Genomic DNA, 17,165 nt, shown 5'->3' with positions numbered 1-17,165 from the left:
TGACCGATCAAATAACGACTTTATGACTATTACTCAGTTACAGTACGTTCTAGCGGTGGCAGAACATCAAAATTTTACCAAGGCAGCTCAAAAGGTATTTGTTACGCAACCAACGTTGAGTATGCAAATTCAAAAACTGGAAGATGAATTGGATATTCAAATTTTTGATCGAACCAAGAAACCTATTCAACTTACTGAGACAGGTAAGAAAATAGTAAATCAGGCTAGAAATATTGTTAATGAGAGTGACAGAATTCAGGATATTGTAGATCAGCAAAAAGGATTTATAGGAGGAGAATTTAGGCTTGGAGTAATTCCAACGGTAATGCCTACACTTTTACCAATGTTTTTAAATAATTTCATTAAAAAATATCCAAAAGTAAAGTTAAAGATTGAAGAACTTCACACAGAAGCTATAGTAGAAAGACTTAAGGAAGGACATTTAGATGCGGCAATTGCAGCAACACCTCTAGAGATAGATGGAATTAAAGAGCAGGTCTTGTATTATGAGCCATTTGTAGCATATGTACCATCTGGCCACAGATTGTCTAATACTGGAAAGATAACCACAGAGAGTTTGGATGTTGATGATATGTTGTTACTTGAAGACGGACATTGTTTTAAAGATGGTATTTTAAATCTTTGTAAAGCTTCTAGAAATTACGATGGTGATCATTTTCAACTAGAAAGCGGTAGTTTTGAAACTCTTATTAAACTTTCCAATGAAGGTTTAGGTATGACCCTTCTGCCCTATTTACATACTTTAGATCTAAAGGAGTCTGAAAGTAAAAACTTAAAAATGTTTGAAGATCCAATTCCTGCAAGAGAAGTGAGTTTGATCTATAACAAGAGTGAACTAAAAATGCAGATAATTGAAGCACTAAGAGCAACCATAGCTGGAGTTGTTAAGGGAGCCATAGCTTTTCAAAATATTAAGATCATTAGTCCTCTTAACAATCAAAAATCTTCAAAATAATAAAAGCGGCAAATTGCCGCTTTTTTATTAATCTAAGTATATTAAACATTGGTTTAATTCCGGATTCTGTTTTGTAAGTGAGACAATCCATATTTTTAATTCCTCAATTTCATGAGGTAATAATCTCTGGAGTGCTTTTTCTACTTCTCTACAGAAAAGAACAGCATCAAAACTCACCTTGTTAAGGATTGTCTTGGTGTATTCAAACATCGCTCTCGCCATAATTTGATACTGGTTTAGGTTATTGTTAAAAATTGAAATATAATAAGTAGAAGTGGTCTATAAGCCTAGAATTTTAATTTCAATTAAAGGTACAAAATTAAAACGAAAACGTTTGCGATACTTACTTTTATTTAACTTTTAGAACCTATTATCACCACTAATAATGTCTCCAATTCCGCCGAGAATACTACCTTCTCCTTTATCTTTACCTCCACCTTGGGGAGCAGCCTGCAATACTCTGTTAGCTAATCTACTAAACGGTAATGACTGGACGTAAACGGTTCCCGGCCCCGTAAGAGTAGCAAAGAATAGCCCTTCTCCGCCAAAAAAAGTATTTTTAATACCTCCTACAAATTCAATATCGTAGTTGATATCCTGAGTAAATCCTATTATACAACCTGTATCTACATTTAACTTTTCTCCAGGTAATAACACCTTTTTTGCCATGGTACCTCCGGCATGTACAAATGCCAATCCATCACCCTCTAGTTTCTGCATAATGAAACCTTCTCCTCCAAAAAACCCTCTACCTAACTTTCTGCTGAATTCCACTCCTATAGCAACTCCTTTTGCTGCACATAAGAAAGCATCTTTTTGGCAAATAAACTTTCCATTAAAAATGTTTAGATCTATTGGAATGATCTTTCCCGGATATGGAGATGCAAAACTTACCTTCTTTTTACCCTGAACATAATTAGTAAAAACGGTCATAAATAAACTTTCTCCGGTGAGCAAACGTTTACCAGCCCCAAGAACCTTTCCTAAAAATCCTTCGTTTTGAGCAGAGCCGTCTCCAAAAATAGTATCCATCTTAATACCGCTATCCATCATCATAAAGTTTCCAGCTTCAGCAATAACCGCTTCAGAAGGATCTAGTTCCAATTCTACATACTGCATCTCTTCCCCAAAGATCTCGTAATCTATTTCATGTGAGTTCATAAGACTTTATTTTAATTAAAAGATTTATTTCTTAATTCTTACTGTCCATTCAAATTCAAATGTAGAAACTACTATTCCCTCCTCATTAGTACCAATAGATTTCATCCAAAATGTTTGTCCATCTCCAGTGGCAATGGTTTTTTGAATAGCTTCTGAAATTAAATATCCATCCTTACAAACAAAATTAATTCGACCGGTAGCTTTTTTTGAGAAAGTACTTTTATTTTGCGCTACCAACATGGAGATCTTTCTTCCGCTCTGTTGAATATTCCCAATTACCAACGCCCCGGTACTTAATTCAGCCGCCATTGCCTGCACTGCAAAATACATCGAGTTAAAAGGATTTTGATTGATCCATCTATGTTTTACAGAAACTGTACATTGATTCTCATTAATTTCTTTAACTCTTACTCCGGTAAGCCAAGCACTAGGAAGTTTAAAAAGTACGTATTTATTGAGTTTACTAGGTGATAGCTTCATTATTCAGTAATATTTTTCATAAAAGTATTCAAAATTCTAAACATACCGAAATGTTAAAGTTTCATAAATTTTAAATATATACAGTACTTTGCTTTGCATAATACCTTCTTTTAGATATATATTTGTATAAGATAAAACCATTCATCATGAACACACAAACCACAAACCCGGATAAAACAGTTGCAGCCTTCATCCATCTGTCAACATTTTCAAAATATTTTATCCCCTTTGGAAATTTTATTTTTCCATTGATACTATGGACCGCTAAAAAACAAGATCCATTTGTAGACGATCATGGCAAAAAAGCGCTCAACTTTCAAATAAGTATGTTCTTATACTTTGTATTAGTTGCAGCTATTGGAATATCTGGAGTAGTAATTATGGGAATGAATATAAGTGAACAGGGTCCCCTTTTCTTTTCTGAAGATTCTATAAGAGTAGGCAATCTAAATACTGCTATTCCTTTAATAGTTTTTATGATCATTATCGGGATCATACTCCTAGGTTTATTCATCACAGATCTTGTTGCTGTAATTTCTGCGACAATTAAAGCCAAAGACGGGCATAACTATAAATACCCTATTACCATCAATTTCATCAGTTCCACAAATAGTGGAGATCATACATCAAAAAATGAACAGTTTAACAACACTCAAAATCAAACGCTATGAAGATTGAAAACACGAAGGCACAAATGCGTAAAGGTGTTCTGGAATATTGCATTCTTTCTGTGTTAAAAGACAATGATGCTTATGTAGCAGAAATTCTTGAAACTCTAAAAGACGCCAAATTACTAGTGGTTGAAGGTACAATTTACCCCTTACTCACTAGGCTTAAGAATGCAGGTCTTCTCAATTATAGATGGGAAGAATCTACTAGTGGACCTCCACGTAAATATTATGGATTAACCGATACCGGAAAATTATTTCTAACAGAACTTACCCATACTTGGGACGAACTACAAACTGCTGTAACTATAGTAACCACGCAAAAATCTAAGAATCATGAATAAGACAGTAAACATAAATCTTGCAGGCGTTTTCTTTCATATAGACGAAGATGCTTACGCTAAATTGCAACATTACCTTGACACAATAAAACGTTCTTTAAACAACACTCAAGGTAAAGACGAAATTATAGCCGATATAGAGGCGCGTATAGCTGAATTATTTGGAGAAAAGATAAGGAATGAACGCCAGGTAATAAGTTATAAAGAAGTAGATGAAGTAATTACCATCATGGGCCAACCTGAAGATTATATGGTAGATGAAGAGATCTTTGAAGACGAGCCCTCTTACTCATATTCTCAGACTAAAACTACCGGAAAACAACTGTTTAGAGATACAGATCATTCTTATGTTGGAGGGGTATCTTCTGGATTAGCTCATTATATGGGAATAGAATCTATATGGGTAAGACTACTATGGGTAATTTTAACCATAGCTTCTAGTGGTGCATTCTTATTGATCTACATTGCACTCTGGATATTTGTTCCTGAAGCAAAAACCACTGCAGACAAACTTTCTATGCGAGGAGAAGAGGTTAATATTTCTAACATCGAGCGTAAAATTCGTGAAGGTTTTGACGATGTAGCAGGAAAGGTAAAAAGCGTAGATTATGAGAAGTACGGGAAGCAAGCAAGATCTGGAGCAACCTCTGCTGCTACTGGAATAAGCGCTGCCATTCTATTTATGCTAAACATCTTTGTTAAATTTATCGGTATCATGATCCTATTAGTTGCAGGTTCTATACTTATTGGGCTTTTTATAGCTTTATTTACAGTAGGAACTTTCGGAATTATAGATGCTCCGTGGACAGATTATGTAGAAATGGCAGGAATAGGAGCTCCGCTTTGGTTAATCTCTTTATTAGCCTTCTTTGTAGCAGGAATACCAGTATTCTTCCTTTTCATTTTAGGCTTGAAGATATTGGTTAAGAACCTGAAATCTTTAGGTACTCCTACAAAACTAGTGCTATTAGGGTTATGGTTATTATCCTTGATAGGACTTTCTATAATTGGAGTCTCTCAAGCCACGAAAAGAGCCTTTGATGGCGAGTTTATCATTACTGAAAATTTACCAGTTACTGCTAAAGATACCATGTATCTAAGTATGAGATACAATCCTACATATGCTTCTAGCGTGCACGGAAATTCTGTAAAGTTAAAGTATGATGATGATGATAATCAGATCATCTATAATACAGATATAGATGTAGTGGTAAGATCTACTAAAGATTCTTTAGGACGAATAGAGATCATTAAAAAAGCAGAAGGTTCAGATTACAAAGATGCCAGACAACGAGCTCAAAGTATAGATTACGGCACTAAATTTTCAGGAAATGAATTACTGCTGAATTCATATCTAACAACCAATGCAAAAAATTACTTTAGAGATCAAAAAATACGTGTGGTGGTTTACTTGCCAGAAGGAACAACGCTTAGAGCAGATAGAAATACTACTTCTTTTACCAATCGTCATAACTTCGGAAATATTTTGAAGTCTGGAGAAGAAGATAATTTCTTGATCATAACGGAAGATGGAACTTTATGCAAAGAATGTCCGCTTAATCATTACGATGATTCTTGGGAAGATGACGATTCTTGGGATGATGAGAATGAGGCTACTTGGAATGAAGAAGACAATGAATTTGAAGCTTCTATTACAAATGAGAACGATTCTACTTCTAAAGTTAGTATTAAGATCGATGAAGATGGAATAAAGATCAATAAGAATCGAAGTAAAAAAGTTGAAATAGACAAGAATGGTATTAGAATTCAAACCGACTAGCCATGACAGCTCTGGTAAAATTAGTAATAGTATATATTATAAGTTTGATCTCTAGCTTCACTGTTATAGAAAAAACAGAAAAGAATAAAGTAGTAGATCAAATTAGAACCGAACAATGTGATACTAGCAGGAACGTGAATACTTGCTCTTTTCATAAAAATGATGATCTTAATCTTAATAACCATATTATCTAAAATAAGACTATCTTTAATAGGATAAACCTAAACATAAAATTTATGAAAAGATTTTTTAGTTCATTACTACTAGTTACTGTTGTAAGTATATCATTAGTTTCCTGTAGAGAAAATGTAAACGATGATGCAGATGATTTATCTACAGAAAATGGTGTAGAAGTAAAAGTTAAAAACGATGGTGACAAGGTTAAGATCAAGACCGATGATAAGAAGATCAAGATCACCAAAGATGATGACGGTACTGTAACGAAAAAGGTAAAAGTAGATTAGCATAAAGTTTATAACAAAAAAGTCCCGATAATTATCGGGACTTTTTTATTTCATATAATAAGTGATCTAAGCCGTAACTTCATCCACTTTTTGCTCCTCTACAACACTCAAATAGCGCTCTGCATCTAAAGCAGCCATACAACCTGTACCTGCGGCAGTAATAGCTTGGCGATATTCTTTATCCTGCACATCTCCCGAAGCAAAAACACCGGGAAGATTAGTTTTAGTGCTTTTTCCTTTGGTTACTAAATATCCGGAATCGTCCATATCTAACTGACCTTTAAAAATATCGGTATTAGGCTTATGCCCAATAGCAATAAAAAGACCTGTAATATCTATAGTCTCCATTTCTCCAGTTTGATTGTTCTTCATTCTCAAACCTTCAACTACCTGCTCTCCTAACACTTCGTCTATAACGGTATTATATCTAAGATCTATATTCTTAGTGGTAGTAACTCTATGCTGCATAGCTTTAGAAGCTTTCATTTCGTCTTTTCTAACTAACATCGTAACTTTATTACAAATATTAGCAAGGTAGGTAGCTTCTTCTGCAGCGGTATCTCCTCCACCAACAATTGCTACATCCTGGCCTTTATAAAAGAATCCATCACAAACTGCACAGGCAGAAACTCCTCCACCTCTTAAGCGTTGCTCGCTTGGCAAACCTAGATATTTGGCAGTTGCTCCTGTAGATATAATTACAGTTTCTGCTTCCACCCAATGAGAGTTATCTATGCAAGCTTTATGTATTCCACCAATTTCTTTGCTAAGATCTACTTCGGTAACCATTCCAATTCTAACTTCGGTTCCAAATCTTTCTGCCTGCTTTTGAAGATCTACCATCATGGCAGGACCATCAATTCCTTGTGGATACCCTGGAAAATTATCAACTTCTGTAGTAGTAGTAAGTTGTCCACCCGGCTCCATTCCTGTATACATAATAGGTTTCATATCTGCGCGAGCTGCATAAATTGCAGCAGTATATCCTGCAGGACCCGATCCTATGATAAGACATTTTATTTTTTCAACGTTCTCAGTCATTTCAATAATTTTATGATTGTAAAAATAGAAACTTTAACCAAAACCTCCGATTAATTGTTCTTAAGATTTACTATTTATTTATAGTTTAAACTTATACTTTTTCAAAATTCTTCGTAAAATAGGTAATCCTTAGTCGAAATTATACATTAAAAATTACCTTTGCCAATCTATGGATATATCACTATTCAATATATTAGACCTACTAGGTACAATTGCATTTGCTATCTCTGGCGCACTTGCTGCTATGAGTAGAAGATTAGACCTTTTTGGCACTTTTATTATAGCATTTGTAACTGCTATTGGGGGAGGTACTTTGCGCGATATTCTTATAGGGAATACTCCGGTTATGTGGATGGAAGATATCAGTTATATATACCTCATTGGAGTAGTAACTATTCTAACCATTATTTTTAGGAATCAGATCAATTATCTTAAAACTTCCCTCTTTCTTTTTGATACCATAGGTTTAGGGATCTTTACAATAATTGGAGTAGAAGCCGGAATTCAGAATAATTTACATCCTGTAATATCTATAGCTATTGGTGCAATGACAGGTACTTTTGGAGGAGTTATTAGAGATATCCTATGTAATGAAATTCCTGTTATCTTTAGAAAGGAGATCTACGCCACCGCTTCTCTTACAGGAGGGTTGGCCTATGTAATCTTATATTATCTGGGAGTTCAGGAAGATGTGATCTACATTGTTACTGCACTTATTGTTATAAGTATAAGATTAGTGGTAGTGAAATACAAGATCTCACTACCATTTTTCTATATTACTGCCGGAGATGAAGACAATTAATGAGGTAATTTCTTACGAAGCAGTCCATAAATAAAAGTTCCCAACAAAGAACCTATAAGAACAACGATAATAGGAAGGAATCCGGCTCCTATTAAGGTATAGATTGGTCCAGGACAAGCACCTGCCAAAGCCCAACCAAGTCCGAAGATAATTCCGCCAAACAGATACCTGCTTACTCCTTTATCTTTAGGGGTGAACTTTATAGGTTCTCCATAAAATGATTTTATATTATTTCTCTTGATCAATTGAATACCTACAATACCAATTACCAATGCAGATCCAATGATCCCATACATGTGAAATGATTGAAAATTGAACATTTCATAAATTCTGAACCATGAAGCTGCTTCAGACTTGAACATTACAATTCCAAAAAATATTCCTATAAATAAATAACTAAGTGTTCTCATATTTTAAAAAATTAAAGGGAATAAAACATGGATCATAAATAATCCACCTACAAAAAATCCTATTACTGCGATCAAAGAAGGTAATTGTAAATTGCTTAATCCGGAAATAGCATGCCCAGAAGTACAACCTCCGGCATATCTTGCACCAAATCCAATCAACAAACCACCAATTAATAAGATAGCAAGAGATTTAATATCAGTAAAGGCTCCTACTCCAAATAATTCTGTAGGTAAATAAGCTTTTCCTGCACTCTCAATTCCCATAGCTTGTAGATTTGCAACAGTATCTGGGTTAATCGCCACGCTAATATCATTAGATAAGAAGTGAGCTCCAATAAAACCTCCAATTACTGCTCCTAATACCACCACCAAGTTCCATCGTTGATCTTTCCAATTGAAATCAAAAAAATCTGCTTTTTTATCTGCTCCGCATATGGTACACATCGTTCTAAGATTAGAAGACATTCCAAATTGCTTACCTATAAATATCAGCAAGAACATAATTAAAGCAATTAATGGGCCGGCAACATACCAAGGCCATGGTTCAAAAATCCATTCCATATTTTATTTTTTTTAGTGATGCAAAGAAAAGGTATTCTATCGATTATTGAAGTAACATTTGTTACACTACAATAAAGGAAACTTAACATGAATGGTGAACTATTTCAAATAATTCTTGACATTTTGAACAACTTTTTTAGATAGACGAATTTCCGTTTCTGCAGACCAGCCAGCACTTTTTTCTGAAAAGATTATATTTTTATTCTTTAATATTCTTCCGTCTAGCGCATTTTTAGCATCACCATCAAAAATTGCATAATTCGAAGAATCTTTTATCCAGTTTTTTAAGGCTTCTTCGTTGAAAGGCAAACCTAAAGAAGTATTGACCAAAATTTTACCAGAACCCAAAACTTCAAATTCTCTTTCATTTAATAATTGTACATTTTTAGGGAGATGAATGCTTATAATCTCTGAAGTTTTCAGCAACTCCTCTAAACTAAGATATTTAACACCTTTTTCTTCCCAGTCTTTTTTTCTGCTCTTACTGAAGTAATATAGGTCTGCACCAAATGGCAGAAGACATTTTGCAAGTAACTTCCCAGTTACACCTAGACCTATAATTCCTATTTTTCTATTTGTAAGTTCAACAGGCATTTCTCTCCATTGCTTTTCACCAAAACCATGAAGCAGATGTATCAACGTTGAAATAATATATTCTGCTACTCCAGGATCTCCATAATCATTAATTCCTGTGACTTCTATTCCATTTTGTCGTGCAAAGTTCACAGCAACATTGGCAGATTCTTCGTTGAATAAAGTACTACACATGCCTATATATTTCAAATTAGGGCATGCAGCAATAACCTCTTCACTAATTTGTGTATGCCAAGAAACTAGCATCGCTTCAGCATCACCTATGCGTTTTATAATCTCAGCATTTGTAAGAGGATAATCATTATAAATTTGAACTTCGCCTTCACTGTATTTCTTCAATTCATCTATGGCGTTTTCCTGAAGTTTCGTATTATCTACAGCTACTATTTTATTGAATTTACGCATAAGTCAACTTGAATATTTAAACTAATAAAACGATTATTCCGTTTTCAAACAAAAAATGCAGCCAGACTTTGAGAAGAATCTCTTAAAAATAAAGAATTCAACTAAAAGTCTGGCTGCAAATATCTATTCTAACTAATAAGTAATAATTTCTTAAAGCGGAATATTCCCGTGCTTTCTATCTATTCTCATTACTTTCTTATTCTCCAGCATGCTAAATGCTTTTAATAATTTCTTTCTGGTATCTCGAGGCATAATAACCTCATCTATAAATCCACGTTTTGCAGCTTCAAACGGGTTTGCAAATTTCTCTGCATATTCTGCTTCCTTTTCAGAAAGTTTAACTTCCGGATTCTCCGCTTCTTGGATCTCTTTTCTGAAAATGATCTCACTGGCACCCTTCGCTCCCATCACCGCAATCTCTGCTGTTGGCCATGCAAAGTTTAGATCTGCTCCAATGTGTTTAGAATTCATAACATCATAGGCTCCCCCATAAGCTTTTCTAGTAATAACAGTAACTCTTGGCACTGTTGCTTCACTTAAAGCGTAAAGTAGCTTAGCACCATGCAAAATGATCCCATTCCATTCTTGATCTGTACCCGGCAAGAAGCCAGGAACATCTACTAAAACTAAAAGTGGAATATTAAAACAATCACAGAATCTGGTGAATCTTGCTGCTTTTTTTGAAGAATCTACGTCTAGTACTCCGGCAAGGCTCATTGGCTGATTGGCTACAATACCAATACTTCTTCCTCCCAATCGAGCAAAACCAACAATGATATTCTCTGCATAATCTTTATGGATCTCATAAAAAGAATCTGCATCTATAATACCTTTAATCACCTCATGCATATCATAAGGTTTATTGGCGCTATCTGGCACCATAGAATCTAAAGACTCTCTAATTTCATCACCCAATTCATAAGGTAATTTTGCAGTGGTTTCCCTATTATTTTGAGGCAAATAGCTCATCAATTTCTTGATGTCTTCTAAGCAGGTAATATCGTTAAATGAAGTGATATGCGTTACCCCAGATTTTGTGGAATGCGTACTTGCTCCCCCTAATTCTTCTGAAGTTACTTCTTCATTAGTAACCGTTTTTACCACATTTGGCCCGGTAACGAACATATAACTTGTATCTTCTACCATCAAGGTAAAATCTGTCATAGCAGGAGAATAAACGGCTCCACCGGCACAAGGCCCCATAATTGCAGAAATTTGAGGAATAACCCCCGATGCTTGAACATTTCTGTAGAAGATATCTGCATATCCGCCAAGAGATCTAACTCCTTCTTGAATACGAGCTCCTCCAGAATCGTTCAATCCAATAATTGGAGCTCCTACTTTCATGGCATGATCCATTACTTTACAGATCTTTTCGGCATGAGTTTCAGACAAGGCACCACCGAATACGGTAAAATCTTGTGCAAAAACATATACCAATCTCCCGTGAATGGTACCATAACCGGTAACAACACCATCTCCATAGATCTGTTGTTTTTCCATTCCGAAATCTGTAGTTCTATGTGTAACCAAAATTCCTATTTCTTCAAAAGAACCTTCATCCAATAAATAATCTACGCGTTCTCTTGCTGTTAATTTTTTCTTTTCATGTTGCTTAGCAATTCTTTTTTCTCCCCCACCCAAATGTGCCTGAGCAACTTTATCATTCAATTTTTCTATATTCTGACTCATAATTCAATTATGATTTTAATTTTTGTTTGATCTAAATATTCGAAGTTTTCGCCGTCATTGAGACTCTGAAACAAGTTCAGAGCGTCGCTCTAATTAATGTGGTAATCTTACCAACTCCTGATCTTTTAAATATCTTTTTAAAGCAATTAAACCTGCTAATTTTGCTTCTTCTGCGATCTTAGATTTTAATTTTTCAGCTGAATAATAATTCTTCACAAAATGAGTATCAAAATTTCCACTTCTGAATGCTTCATGTTCAAAAACGAACTTTCCAAAAGGTAAGGTGGTCATCACACCTTTTACTTCATAAGCATCAATAGCTTTTATCATTAACTGAATTGCTTCTTCTCGAGTCTTACCATAGGTGATCAATTTCGATAACATTGGGTCGTAATAAATAGGCACTTCCATACCTTCTTCAAAACCATCATCTAAGCGAATCCCTTCCCCTTCCGGACCTCTATATCTTTCTAAAGTTCCTACACTTGGCATAAAATCTCCCATTGGGTCTTCAGCATAAACTCTCAACTCCACGGCATGGCCGTTGATCGTGAGGTCTTCTTGAGAAAATTCTAATTTCTCTCCTCTGGCTACTTTTATCTGTTGCTCTACTAAGTCTATTCCGGTAATAAATTCGGTTACGGGGTGTTCTACTTGTAGCCTTGTATTCATTTCTAAGAAATAGAAATTCAGGTTTTCATCCATCAAAAATTCAACGGTTCCTGCACCAACATAATCGCAAGATTTAGCAACTTTAATAGCCGCTTCTCCCATCAATTTTCTTTTCTCTTCAGTAAGAATAACTGAGGGTGCTTCTTCTACTACTTTTTGGTGACGACGTTGAATGCTGCATTCTCTTTCAAATAAATGTACCGTATTCCCATGTGTATCTGCAAGCACCTGAATTTCGATATGACGAGGAGAACCTACATATTTCTCAATGAATACAGAACCATCTCCAAAAGCAGATTCTGCTTCGCTAATAGCTCTTTTCATCTGGTCTGCAAGTTCCTTCTCCTGCTCTACCACACGCATTCCTTTTCCACCACCACCTGCAGAAGCTTTAATTAAAATAGGAAAACCTATCTCTTTGGCTATTTTCTTTGCTTTCTCAACATCTGTAATAGCTTCGTCTATTCCGGGAACCATAGGGATATCATACTTTTTAACCGCGTCTTTAGCAGCTAATTTGCTTCCCATAACTTTTATAGCCTTAGAACCAGGACCTATCCATGTGATATTGTTTTTTTCAACTTTTTCAGCAAAGTCTGCATTCTCACTTAAAAACCCATATCCGGGATGAATTCCATCAACGGCAAGTTCTTTAGCAACTTCTATAATTTTATCTCCTAATAAATAAGACTCGTTAGAAGGAGCTGCTCCAATACAAACCGCTTCATCTGCAAATTTTACATGAGGGGAATTTCTATCGGCAGTAGAGAAAACCGCTACCGTTTTAATACCCATTTTCTGGGCAGTTTTCATTACCCTTAATGCTATCTCACCACGATTGGCAACTAATATCTTTTTCATCTTCAATTATTCTAATTCAATTAACAACTGATTTTTTTCTACTGTCTGGCCTTTCTCCACACTAATCTTTTTAATAACTCCGTCTCCGGGAGAAGTAAGTGTGTTCTCCATTTTCATGGCTTCCAAAACAATAAGATAATCACCTTCTTTTACCTCATCTCCTTCTTTAACATTTACATCTAGAATTAGACCCGGCATTGGTGCTTTAATATCATTTATTTGCTGAGCAGATCCAAGGGAAAGTCCCATATCTGCAATAAGCATATCGAGCTCATTGGTAATAGCAACCTCATAGATATTAGAGTTGATCTTAACGGTGTAGGATTTATTATAGAAATCTGCTTTGAGAATTTCTGCTTTAAAAGATTGGTGCTCTTCTAAAATATGAAACTGAGTAGCATTGAGTTCTTGTGTGTCTAATGAATTGATCTGATCTTGGGTGAATTTATAGTCGTATGAATCATTCACCGAGACTTTATACTTTTTTTCCATAAATCTTTATTTCAAAGTCCGCTTTTCAAACGAATGTTGTAAATATAGAAAAATGTTGAAGTATTTTTTGAGATTCCTTCAATCAAATCTGAAATTTTATAAAATGAAAAACCCGAAATGTCAAGAACAATTCGGGTTTAACTCCTCTAGAAAACAATAAAATTATTCTGAAAATTGTTTGATCGCTTCACTAAGATCATAGACAGTAGTAGATTTAAATTTATTTTCAAGAATACTGCTTCCTGCTGCAGATCTATATCCACCTGCACAGTGCACCACTATTGGATGCTCTGTTGGGATCTCTTTGTAACGATCTCTCAATTCGTTTAAAGGAATTGCAATTGCGCTTTCAAAGATCTTACCTTCCGCAACCTCACTTGCATTTCTAATATCTACAATGGTATACTTATCTGGATGCGCTCCAAAATCTTTTACATCAAGATCTTCAGATTTTTCTGAAACTGAATCAGCTAAAGTAACTATGCCTTTTAATTGTTTTTCATATCCAATTTTAGCTGTACGCTCTAAAATATCTTCGATATCCTCTACACTACTCACTACAAGATAAAACGCTTCTTTAGGCTCTATGATGGCTCCTAACCAAGTTTCATACTTATCACCTTCGGCTCTTGCCATAATATTGATAGCGTTTGGTAAATGACCTGCTTTATAAGCATCTCCATCTCTCACGTCTACTACAGTAACATCTTCTTCCACATCTTCAACCAAAAGATTCAACTTAACTTCTGCTTTAGCGTTCTTATCGTTAACCGCTCCTGTTTTGTTGATGTCTACATTGAATCCGAAATATGAAGGGATAAATGGCTGATCTTTTAAGATCTCTTCTACAAATTCTTCTTCTGTTTGATCTTTAAAAGCCCAGTTTCCTTGTCTTTCGTTACCAAGAGTACTAGATGCAGCATCGCTCATATTCTTACCACATAAAGACCCAGCTCCGTGCGCCGGATAAACTAGAGCTCCATCTGGCAGCTCATTAAATTTAGTTTGAATAGTATTGTACATATCTTTTGCCAATTCTACTCTCTTCGCCTTCATGTTCCCGGCATTTTCTCTAAGATCTGGTCTACCAACATTACCAATAAATAAAGTATCACCGGTAAATAAAGCTGTGTTTCCACCTTGCTCTGCAACTATGGTAATACTATCTGGAGAATGTCCAGGAGTATTAATGGCTTTAAAAGTGATATCTCCCATTTTTAAAGTATCTCCATCATCAAAAGATGTGTGGGTATAATCTGCTCCTAAAAGTTTACTTACATAGATCTTTGCACCCGTTTGTTCGCTAATTTGTAAATGACTACTAACGAAATCGGCATGTGGATGCGTTTCAAAAACCGCTACTATCTTAGCGTTATTCTCTTCAGCAAATTTGTAATACTGCATTGGATTTCTGCTAGGATCTACCAAAGCCATTTCTCCATTACTTATAATTGCATAAGAATAATGTGCTAAAGGAGCATCTTTAAATTGTTTTATCTTCATCTTTTTACCTTTTTGTTATTCTACTTTATTTGTTCTGTTCTTTTTGAATGGAAATAACATCTGATTTCCGAAATCTTCAGGAAAATCTTCATCTCCATTAAAACCTATAATTATATTTTTTCCACTCTTCGGAATATAGGCCGTTCCAAAGAGATAATCCCAAATGCTCAGCGATAATCCGAAGTTCATCCCAAAAGAATGATCTTTTGGTAATTCTTTCGAATGATGCCAAATATGCATCCTTGGGTTATTGAAAATGTAGCCTAACCAGCCATAATTCCAACCTACATTTGCATGATTTAAGTGGCCAACAAAAACCTCAAACATATGTACTATAAAGAATTGCTGAATTCCAAAGCCTATCATTGCTAAAGGAATATATTGCACTGTCTTATAAATAATTGTCTCCATAAAGTGAAATCTAAACTGAGCGGCAAACCCCATTTCTTTTACACTATGATGCACTTTATGGAATTCCCAAAGCCAAGCTCGTTTATGTAATTGCCTATGCACGTTCCATTGTACAAAATCTGCTATCACAAACATGATGAGCAATTGAGCCCAAACCGGGAAATCTTGAACTTTAAAAGCTACAATATTTTCTATTCCAAAAAGCCCTAGAAAATCATTGAATAATTCTACACCAACATTTGAAAGAGCGTTATATCCTATTAAAGAAAATAAGAAAAAATTAAAGAGGATATAAAATGAATCTAACCAAAATCCTTTTCTAAAAATCTTTTGCTTTTCTCTCCAAGGCAATATAATTTCTAAACTCCATACTAAAATTGAAACCGCAAGTAGCCAATACAAATAATTTGTCCACGACGGATTTGTGATTTCTGTGATCAGGTAATTAAAATATCCTGAAAACGATTCTTGTATGATCTTTAAATACTTTTCCAACTATTTTATTAATTCTTAAGCAAAAATACACATTCAAATTACTTATGACAGTAACTTATGTTACAGATGCTATTTTTTAATAAATTGACTTTCAGCACGCTGCTATTTCCGCTTAAAAATTATTGCCTTTTACAGCACCTCAGAAATGATAAATAATGTTTTTCTCTCTATTAACATTGCTTAAGATTTGGATGTTAGCGAAAGTTAAAAAAGGATAATAAAACCTATACCTCCGGTATTTTTGCACCACCAATTAAATGAAAAAGAAAAGTTATGAGTACGAAGAAATTGAATTTAGAACACAAATTAGCATTTGGTGGAGTTGCAATAGGAAACGGATTTGAAGAAGTTTCTGATGCAAGAGCACAAGAAACTTTAGAAGCAGCTTGGGATGCAGGAATTAGACAATATGATACTTCTCCTTGGTATGGATTAGGATTAAGTGAAAGAAGATTTGGACACTTTTTGCATAATAAGAACAGAGATGAATATGTATTATCTACCAAAGTGGGTAGAATTTTGAAAGCTAATACTGGAAAGATGCCGGAAACCATTTGGGTGAATCCAGCACCTTTCGATTATAAATACGATTATTCTGCAGAAGCTGTAAGAAGATCTGTGGAAGATAGTTTACAACGTCTTGGAGTAGAGCGTTTAGATTACGTTTTTATACATGACTTGTCTCCAGACCATAATGAAGAGTACGAAGATGGAGTAACTTGGTTAGATCATTTTGAAGTTGCTAAGAAAGGTGCAATGCCAGAGTTAACAAAAATGAGAGAAGAAGGAATTATTAAAGGTTGGGGACTTGGAGTAAATACTATTGAACCAATCTTAAAGACCCTAGAAGTTGCAGATCCGGATATTTTTCTATCTGCTATACAATATTCAATGGTAGATCATAAAGATTCTATAGATAGATTATTTCCTGCAATTGCAGATAGTAGAGCATCTTTAATGGTTGGAGCACCGTTTAATGCAGGACTTCTTGCAGGTAAAGACAGATATAATTACCAAGGTGAAATGCCAAAAGAAGTTCAGGAAAAATATAAGAAAATAAGAGCTATTGCAGATAAGCATAATGTAGATCTTAGTACTGCATCTATGCAATTTTCTTACGCTCCAGAAGAAGTTGATATTTTATTGGTTGGTGGAAGCCATCCTAATCAGCCAAAAGAAAATATGAAATTCTTAGATGTTAAAATACCATCTAATTTCTGGAAAGAATTGAAAGCTGAAAACTTAATTGATGATAGAGCGGTTACTCCCTCTTAATTATTAATTATAGTAATGAAAAGCCCTTTGGTATTGCCCAAGGGCTTTTTTATTTATCTATATCTACAAGTCTCAAAATAT

The 17,165-nt window shown here is 34.8% G+C and carries 20 protein-coding genes; 8 read left to right on the top strand and 12 right to left on the bottom strand.

The genetic code is table 11. The annotated features are described in order from the left end of the window. Positions 1-22 precede the first annotated feature (22 nt). Positions 23-976, top strand: a complete 954-nt coding sequence (locus P163_RS12655) for a hydrogen peroxide-inducible genes activator (protein WP_034891808.1) — start codon at positions 23-25, stop codon at positions 974-976. Positions 977-1,003: 27 nt separating this feature from the next. Here the strand turns inward: P163_RS12655 and P163_RS12650 are convergent, their stop codons facing one another. From P163_RS12650 to P163_RS12640, 3 genes are all read right to left on the bottom strand, one after another. Continuing rightward, the gene (locus P163_RS12650) at positions 1,004-1,198 is read right to left on the bottom strand and encodes a hypothetical protein (protein ID WP_034891805.1); all 195 of its coding nucleotides are present in this window, start codon (positions 1,196-1,198) and stop codon (positions 1,004-1,006) included. 138 nt (positions 1,199-1,336) lie between these two features. After that, positions 1,337-2,137, bottom strand: coding sequence for a TIGR00266 family protein (locus P163_RS12645; RefSeq protein WP_034891803.1), 801 nt, complete (start codon positions 2,135-2,137; stop codon positions 1,337-1,339). 24 nt (positions 2,138-2,161) lie between these two features. Beyond that, complete coding sequence (locus P163_RS12640) at positions 2,162-2,617, bottom strand: DUF4442 domain-containing protein (RefSeq protein WP_034891800.1); 456 nt, start codon at positions 2,615-2,617, stop codon at positions 2,162-2,164. 146 nt (positions 2,618-2,763) lie between these two features. On the opposite strand from P163_RS12640, the gene P163_RS12635 reads away from it, so the two are divergent. From P163_RS12635 to P163_RS12615, 5 genes are read left to right on the top strand one after another with little or no spacing between them, the layout of a single operon-like run. Further along, positions 2,764-3,288: a DUF4870 domain-containing protein gene (locus P163_RS12635; RefSeq protein WP_034891797.1), complete on the top strand. Its 525-nt coding sequence runs from the start codon at positions 2,764-2,766 to the stop codon at positions 3,286-3,288. Then, the gene (locus tag P163_RS12630; protein ID WP_034891793.1) at positions 3,285-3,629 is read left to right on the top strand and encodes a PadR family transcriptional regulator; all 345 of its coding nucleotides are present in this window, start codon (positions 3,285-3,287) and stop codon (positions 3,627-3,629) included. Before P163_RS12635 ends, P163_RS12630 begins: the two co-directional genes overlap by 4 nt. Then, the gene (locus P163_RS12625; protein ID WP_034891790.1) at positions 3,622-5,406 is read left to right on the top strand and encodes a PspC domain-containing protein; all 1,785 of its coding nucleotides are present in this window, start codon (positions 3,622-3,624) and stop codon (positions 5,404-5,406) included. The genes P163_RS12630 and P163_RS12625 overlap by 8 nt, the downstream gene beginning before the upstream one ends. A gap of 2 nt (positions 5,407-5,408) precedes the next feature. After that, the gene (locus P163_RS12620; protein ID WP_034891785.1) at positions 5,409-5,600 is read left to right on the top strand and encodes a hypothetical protein; all 192 of its coding nucleotides are present in this window, start codon (positions 5,409-5,411) and stop codon (positions 5,598-5,600) included. 42 nt (positions 5,601-5,642) lie between these two features. Further along, positions 5,643-5,870: a hypothetical protein gene (locus tag P163_RS12615; protein WP_034891782.1), complete on the top strand. Its 228-nt coding sequence runs from the start codon at positions 5,643-5,645 to the stop codon at positions 5,868-5,870. A 66-nt stretch (positions 5,871-5,936) separates the two neighbouring features. Here the strand turns inward: P163_RS12615 and trxB are convergent, their stop codons facing one another. Then, positions 5,937-6,911 carry a thioredoxin-disulfide reductase gene (trxB, locus tag P163_RS12610; protein WP_034891779.1) on the bottom strand — a complete coding sequence of 325 codons (975 nt, stop codon included), beginning with the start codon at positions 6,909-6,911 and terminating at the stop codon, positions 5,937-5,939. Positions 6,912-7,080: 169 nt separating this feature from the next. Between trxB and P163_RS12605 the strand changes: the two genes are divergently transcribed. Next, positions 7,081-7,713: a trimeric intracellular cation channel family protein gene (locus tag P163_RS12605; protein WP_034891776.1), complete on the top strand. Its 633-nt coding sequence runs from the start codon at positions 7,081-7,083 to the stop codon at positions 7,711-7,713. On the opposite strand, the gene P163_RS12600 is transcribed toward P163_RS12605, so the two are convergent. The 8 genes from P163_RS12600 to P163_RS12565 all read right to left on the bottom strand — a co-directional run bounded on the left by P163_RS12600 (position 7,710) and on the right by P163_RS12565 (position 15,809). Further along, entirely contained in the window at positions 7,710-8,123 is a 414-nt protein-coding gene (locus tag P163_RS12600) for a YeeE/YedE family protein (protein ID WP_034891773.1), read from the bottom strand. The genes P163_RS12605 and P163_RS12600 overlap by 4 nt on opposite strands. Positions 8,124-8,126: 3 nt before the next feature. Then, positions 8,127-8,684, bottom strand: a complete 558-nt coding sequence (locus P163_RS12595) for a YeeE/YedE family protein (protein ID WP_034891771.1) — start codon at positions 8,682-8,684, stop codon at positions 8,127-8,129. 99 nt (positions 8,685-8,783) lie between these two features. After that, positions 8,784-9,683 carry an NAD(P)-dependent oxidoreductase gene (locus P163_RS12590; RefSeq protein ID WP_034891768.1) on the bottom strand — a complete coding sequence of 300 codons (900 nt, stop codon included), beginning with the start codon at positions 9,681-9,683 and terminating at the stop codon, positions 8,784-8,786. 150 nt (positions 9,684-9,833) lie between these two features. Continuing rightward, positions 9,834-11,375, bottom strand: coding sequence for an acyl-CoA carboxylase subunit beta (locus P163_RS12585; protein WP_034891765.1), 1,542 nt, complete (start codon positions 11,373-11,375; stop codon positions 9,834-9,836). A gap of 93 nt (positions 11,376-11,468) precedes the next feature. After that, positions 11,469-12,908 carry an acetyl-CoA carboxylase biotin carboxylase subunit gene (accC, locus tag P163_RS12580; RefSeq protein WP_034891762.1) on the bottom strand — a complete coding sequence of 480 codons (1,440 nt, stop codon included), beginning with the start codon at positions 12,906-12,908 and terminating at the stop codon, positions 11,469-11,471. A gap of 6 nt (positions 12,909-12,914) precedes the next feature. Continuing rightward, positions 12,915-13,400: an acetyl-CoA carboxylase biotin carboxyl carrier protein subunit gene (locus P163_RS12575; protein WP_034891759.1), complete on the bottom strand. Its 486-nt coding sequence runs from the start codon at positions 13,398-13,400 to the stop codon at positions 12,915-12,917. A 162-nt stretch (positions 13,401-13,562) separates the two neighbouring features. Further along, positions 13,563-14,903 carry an MBL fold metallo-hydrolase gene (locus tag P163_RS12570; protein WP_034891756.1) on the bottom strand — a complete coding sequence of 447 codons (1,341 nt, stop codon included), beginning with the start codon at positions 14,901-14,903 and terminating at the stop codon, positions 13,563-13,565. A 15-nt stretch (positions 14,904-14,918) separates the two neighbouring features. Continuing rightward, positions 14,919-15,809, bottom strand: a complete 891-nt coding sequence (locus P163_RS12565; RefSeq protein WP_034891753.1) for a sterol desaturase family protein — start codon at positions 15,807-15,809, stop codon at positions 14,919-14,921. Between the two features lie 273 nt (positions 15,810-16,082). On the opposite strand from P163_RS12565, the gene P163_RS12560 reads away from it, so the two are divergent. Beyond that, positions 16,083-17,084, top strand: a complete 1,002-nt coding sequence (locus P163_RS12560; RefSeq protein WP_034891751.1) for an aldo/keto reductase — start codon at positions 16,083-16,085, stop codon at positions 17,082-17,084. Positions 17,085-17,165 lie beyond the last annotated feature (81 nt).

Source organism: Gillisia sp. Hel_I_29, assembly GCF_000744275.1.
Lineage (GTDB): Bacteria > Bacteroidota > Bacteroidia > Flavobacteriales > Flavobacteriaceae > Gillisia.
The sequence above is the reverse complement of the archived record's forward strand: the minus strand, read 5'-3'. Positions and strand labels throughout refer to the sequence as shown.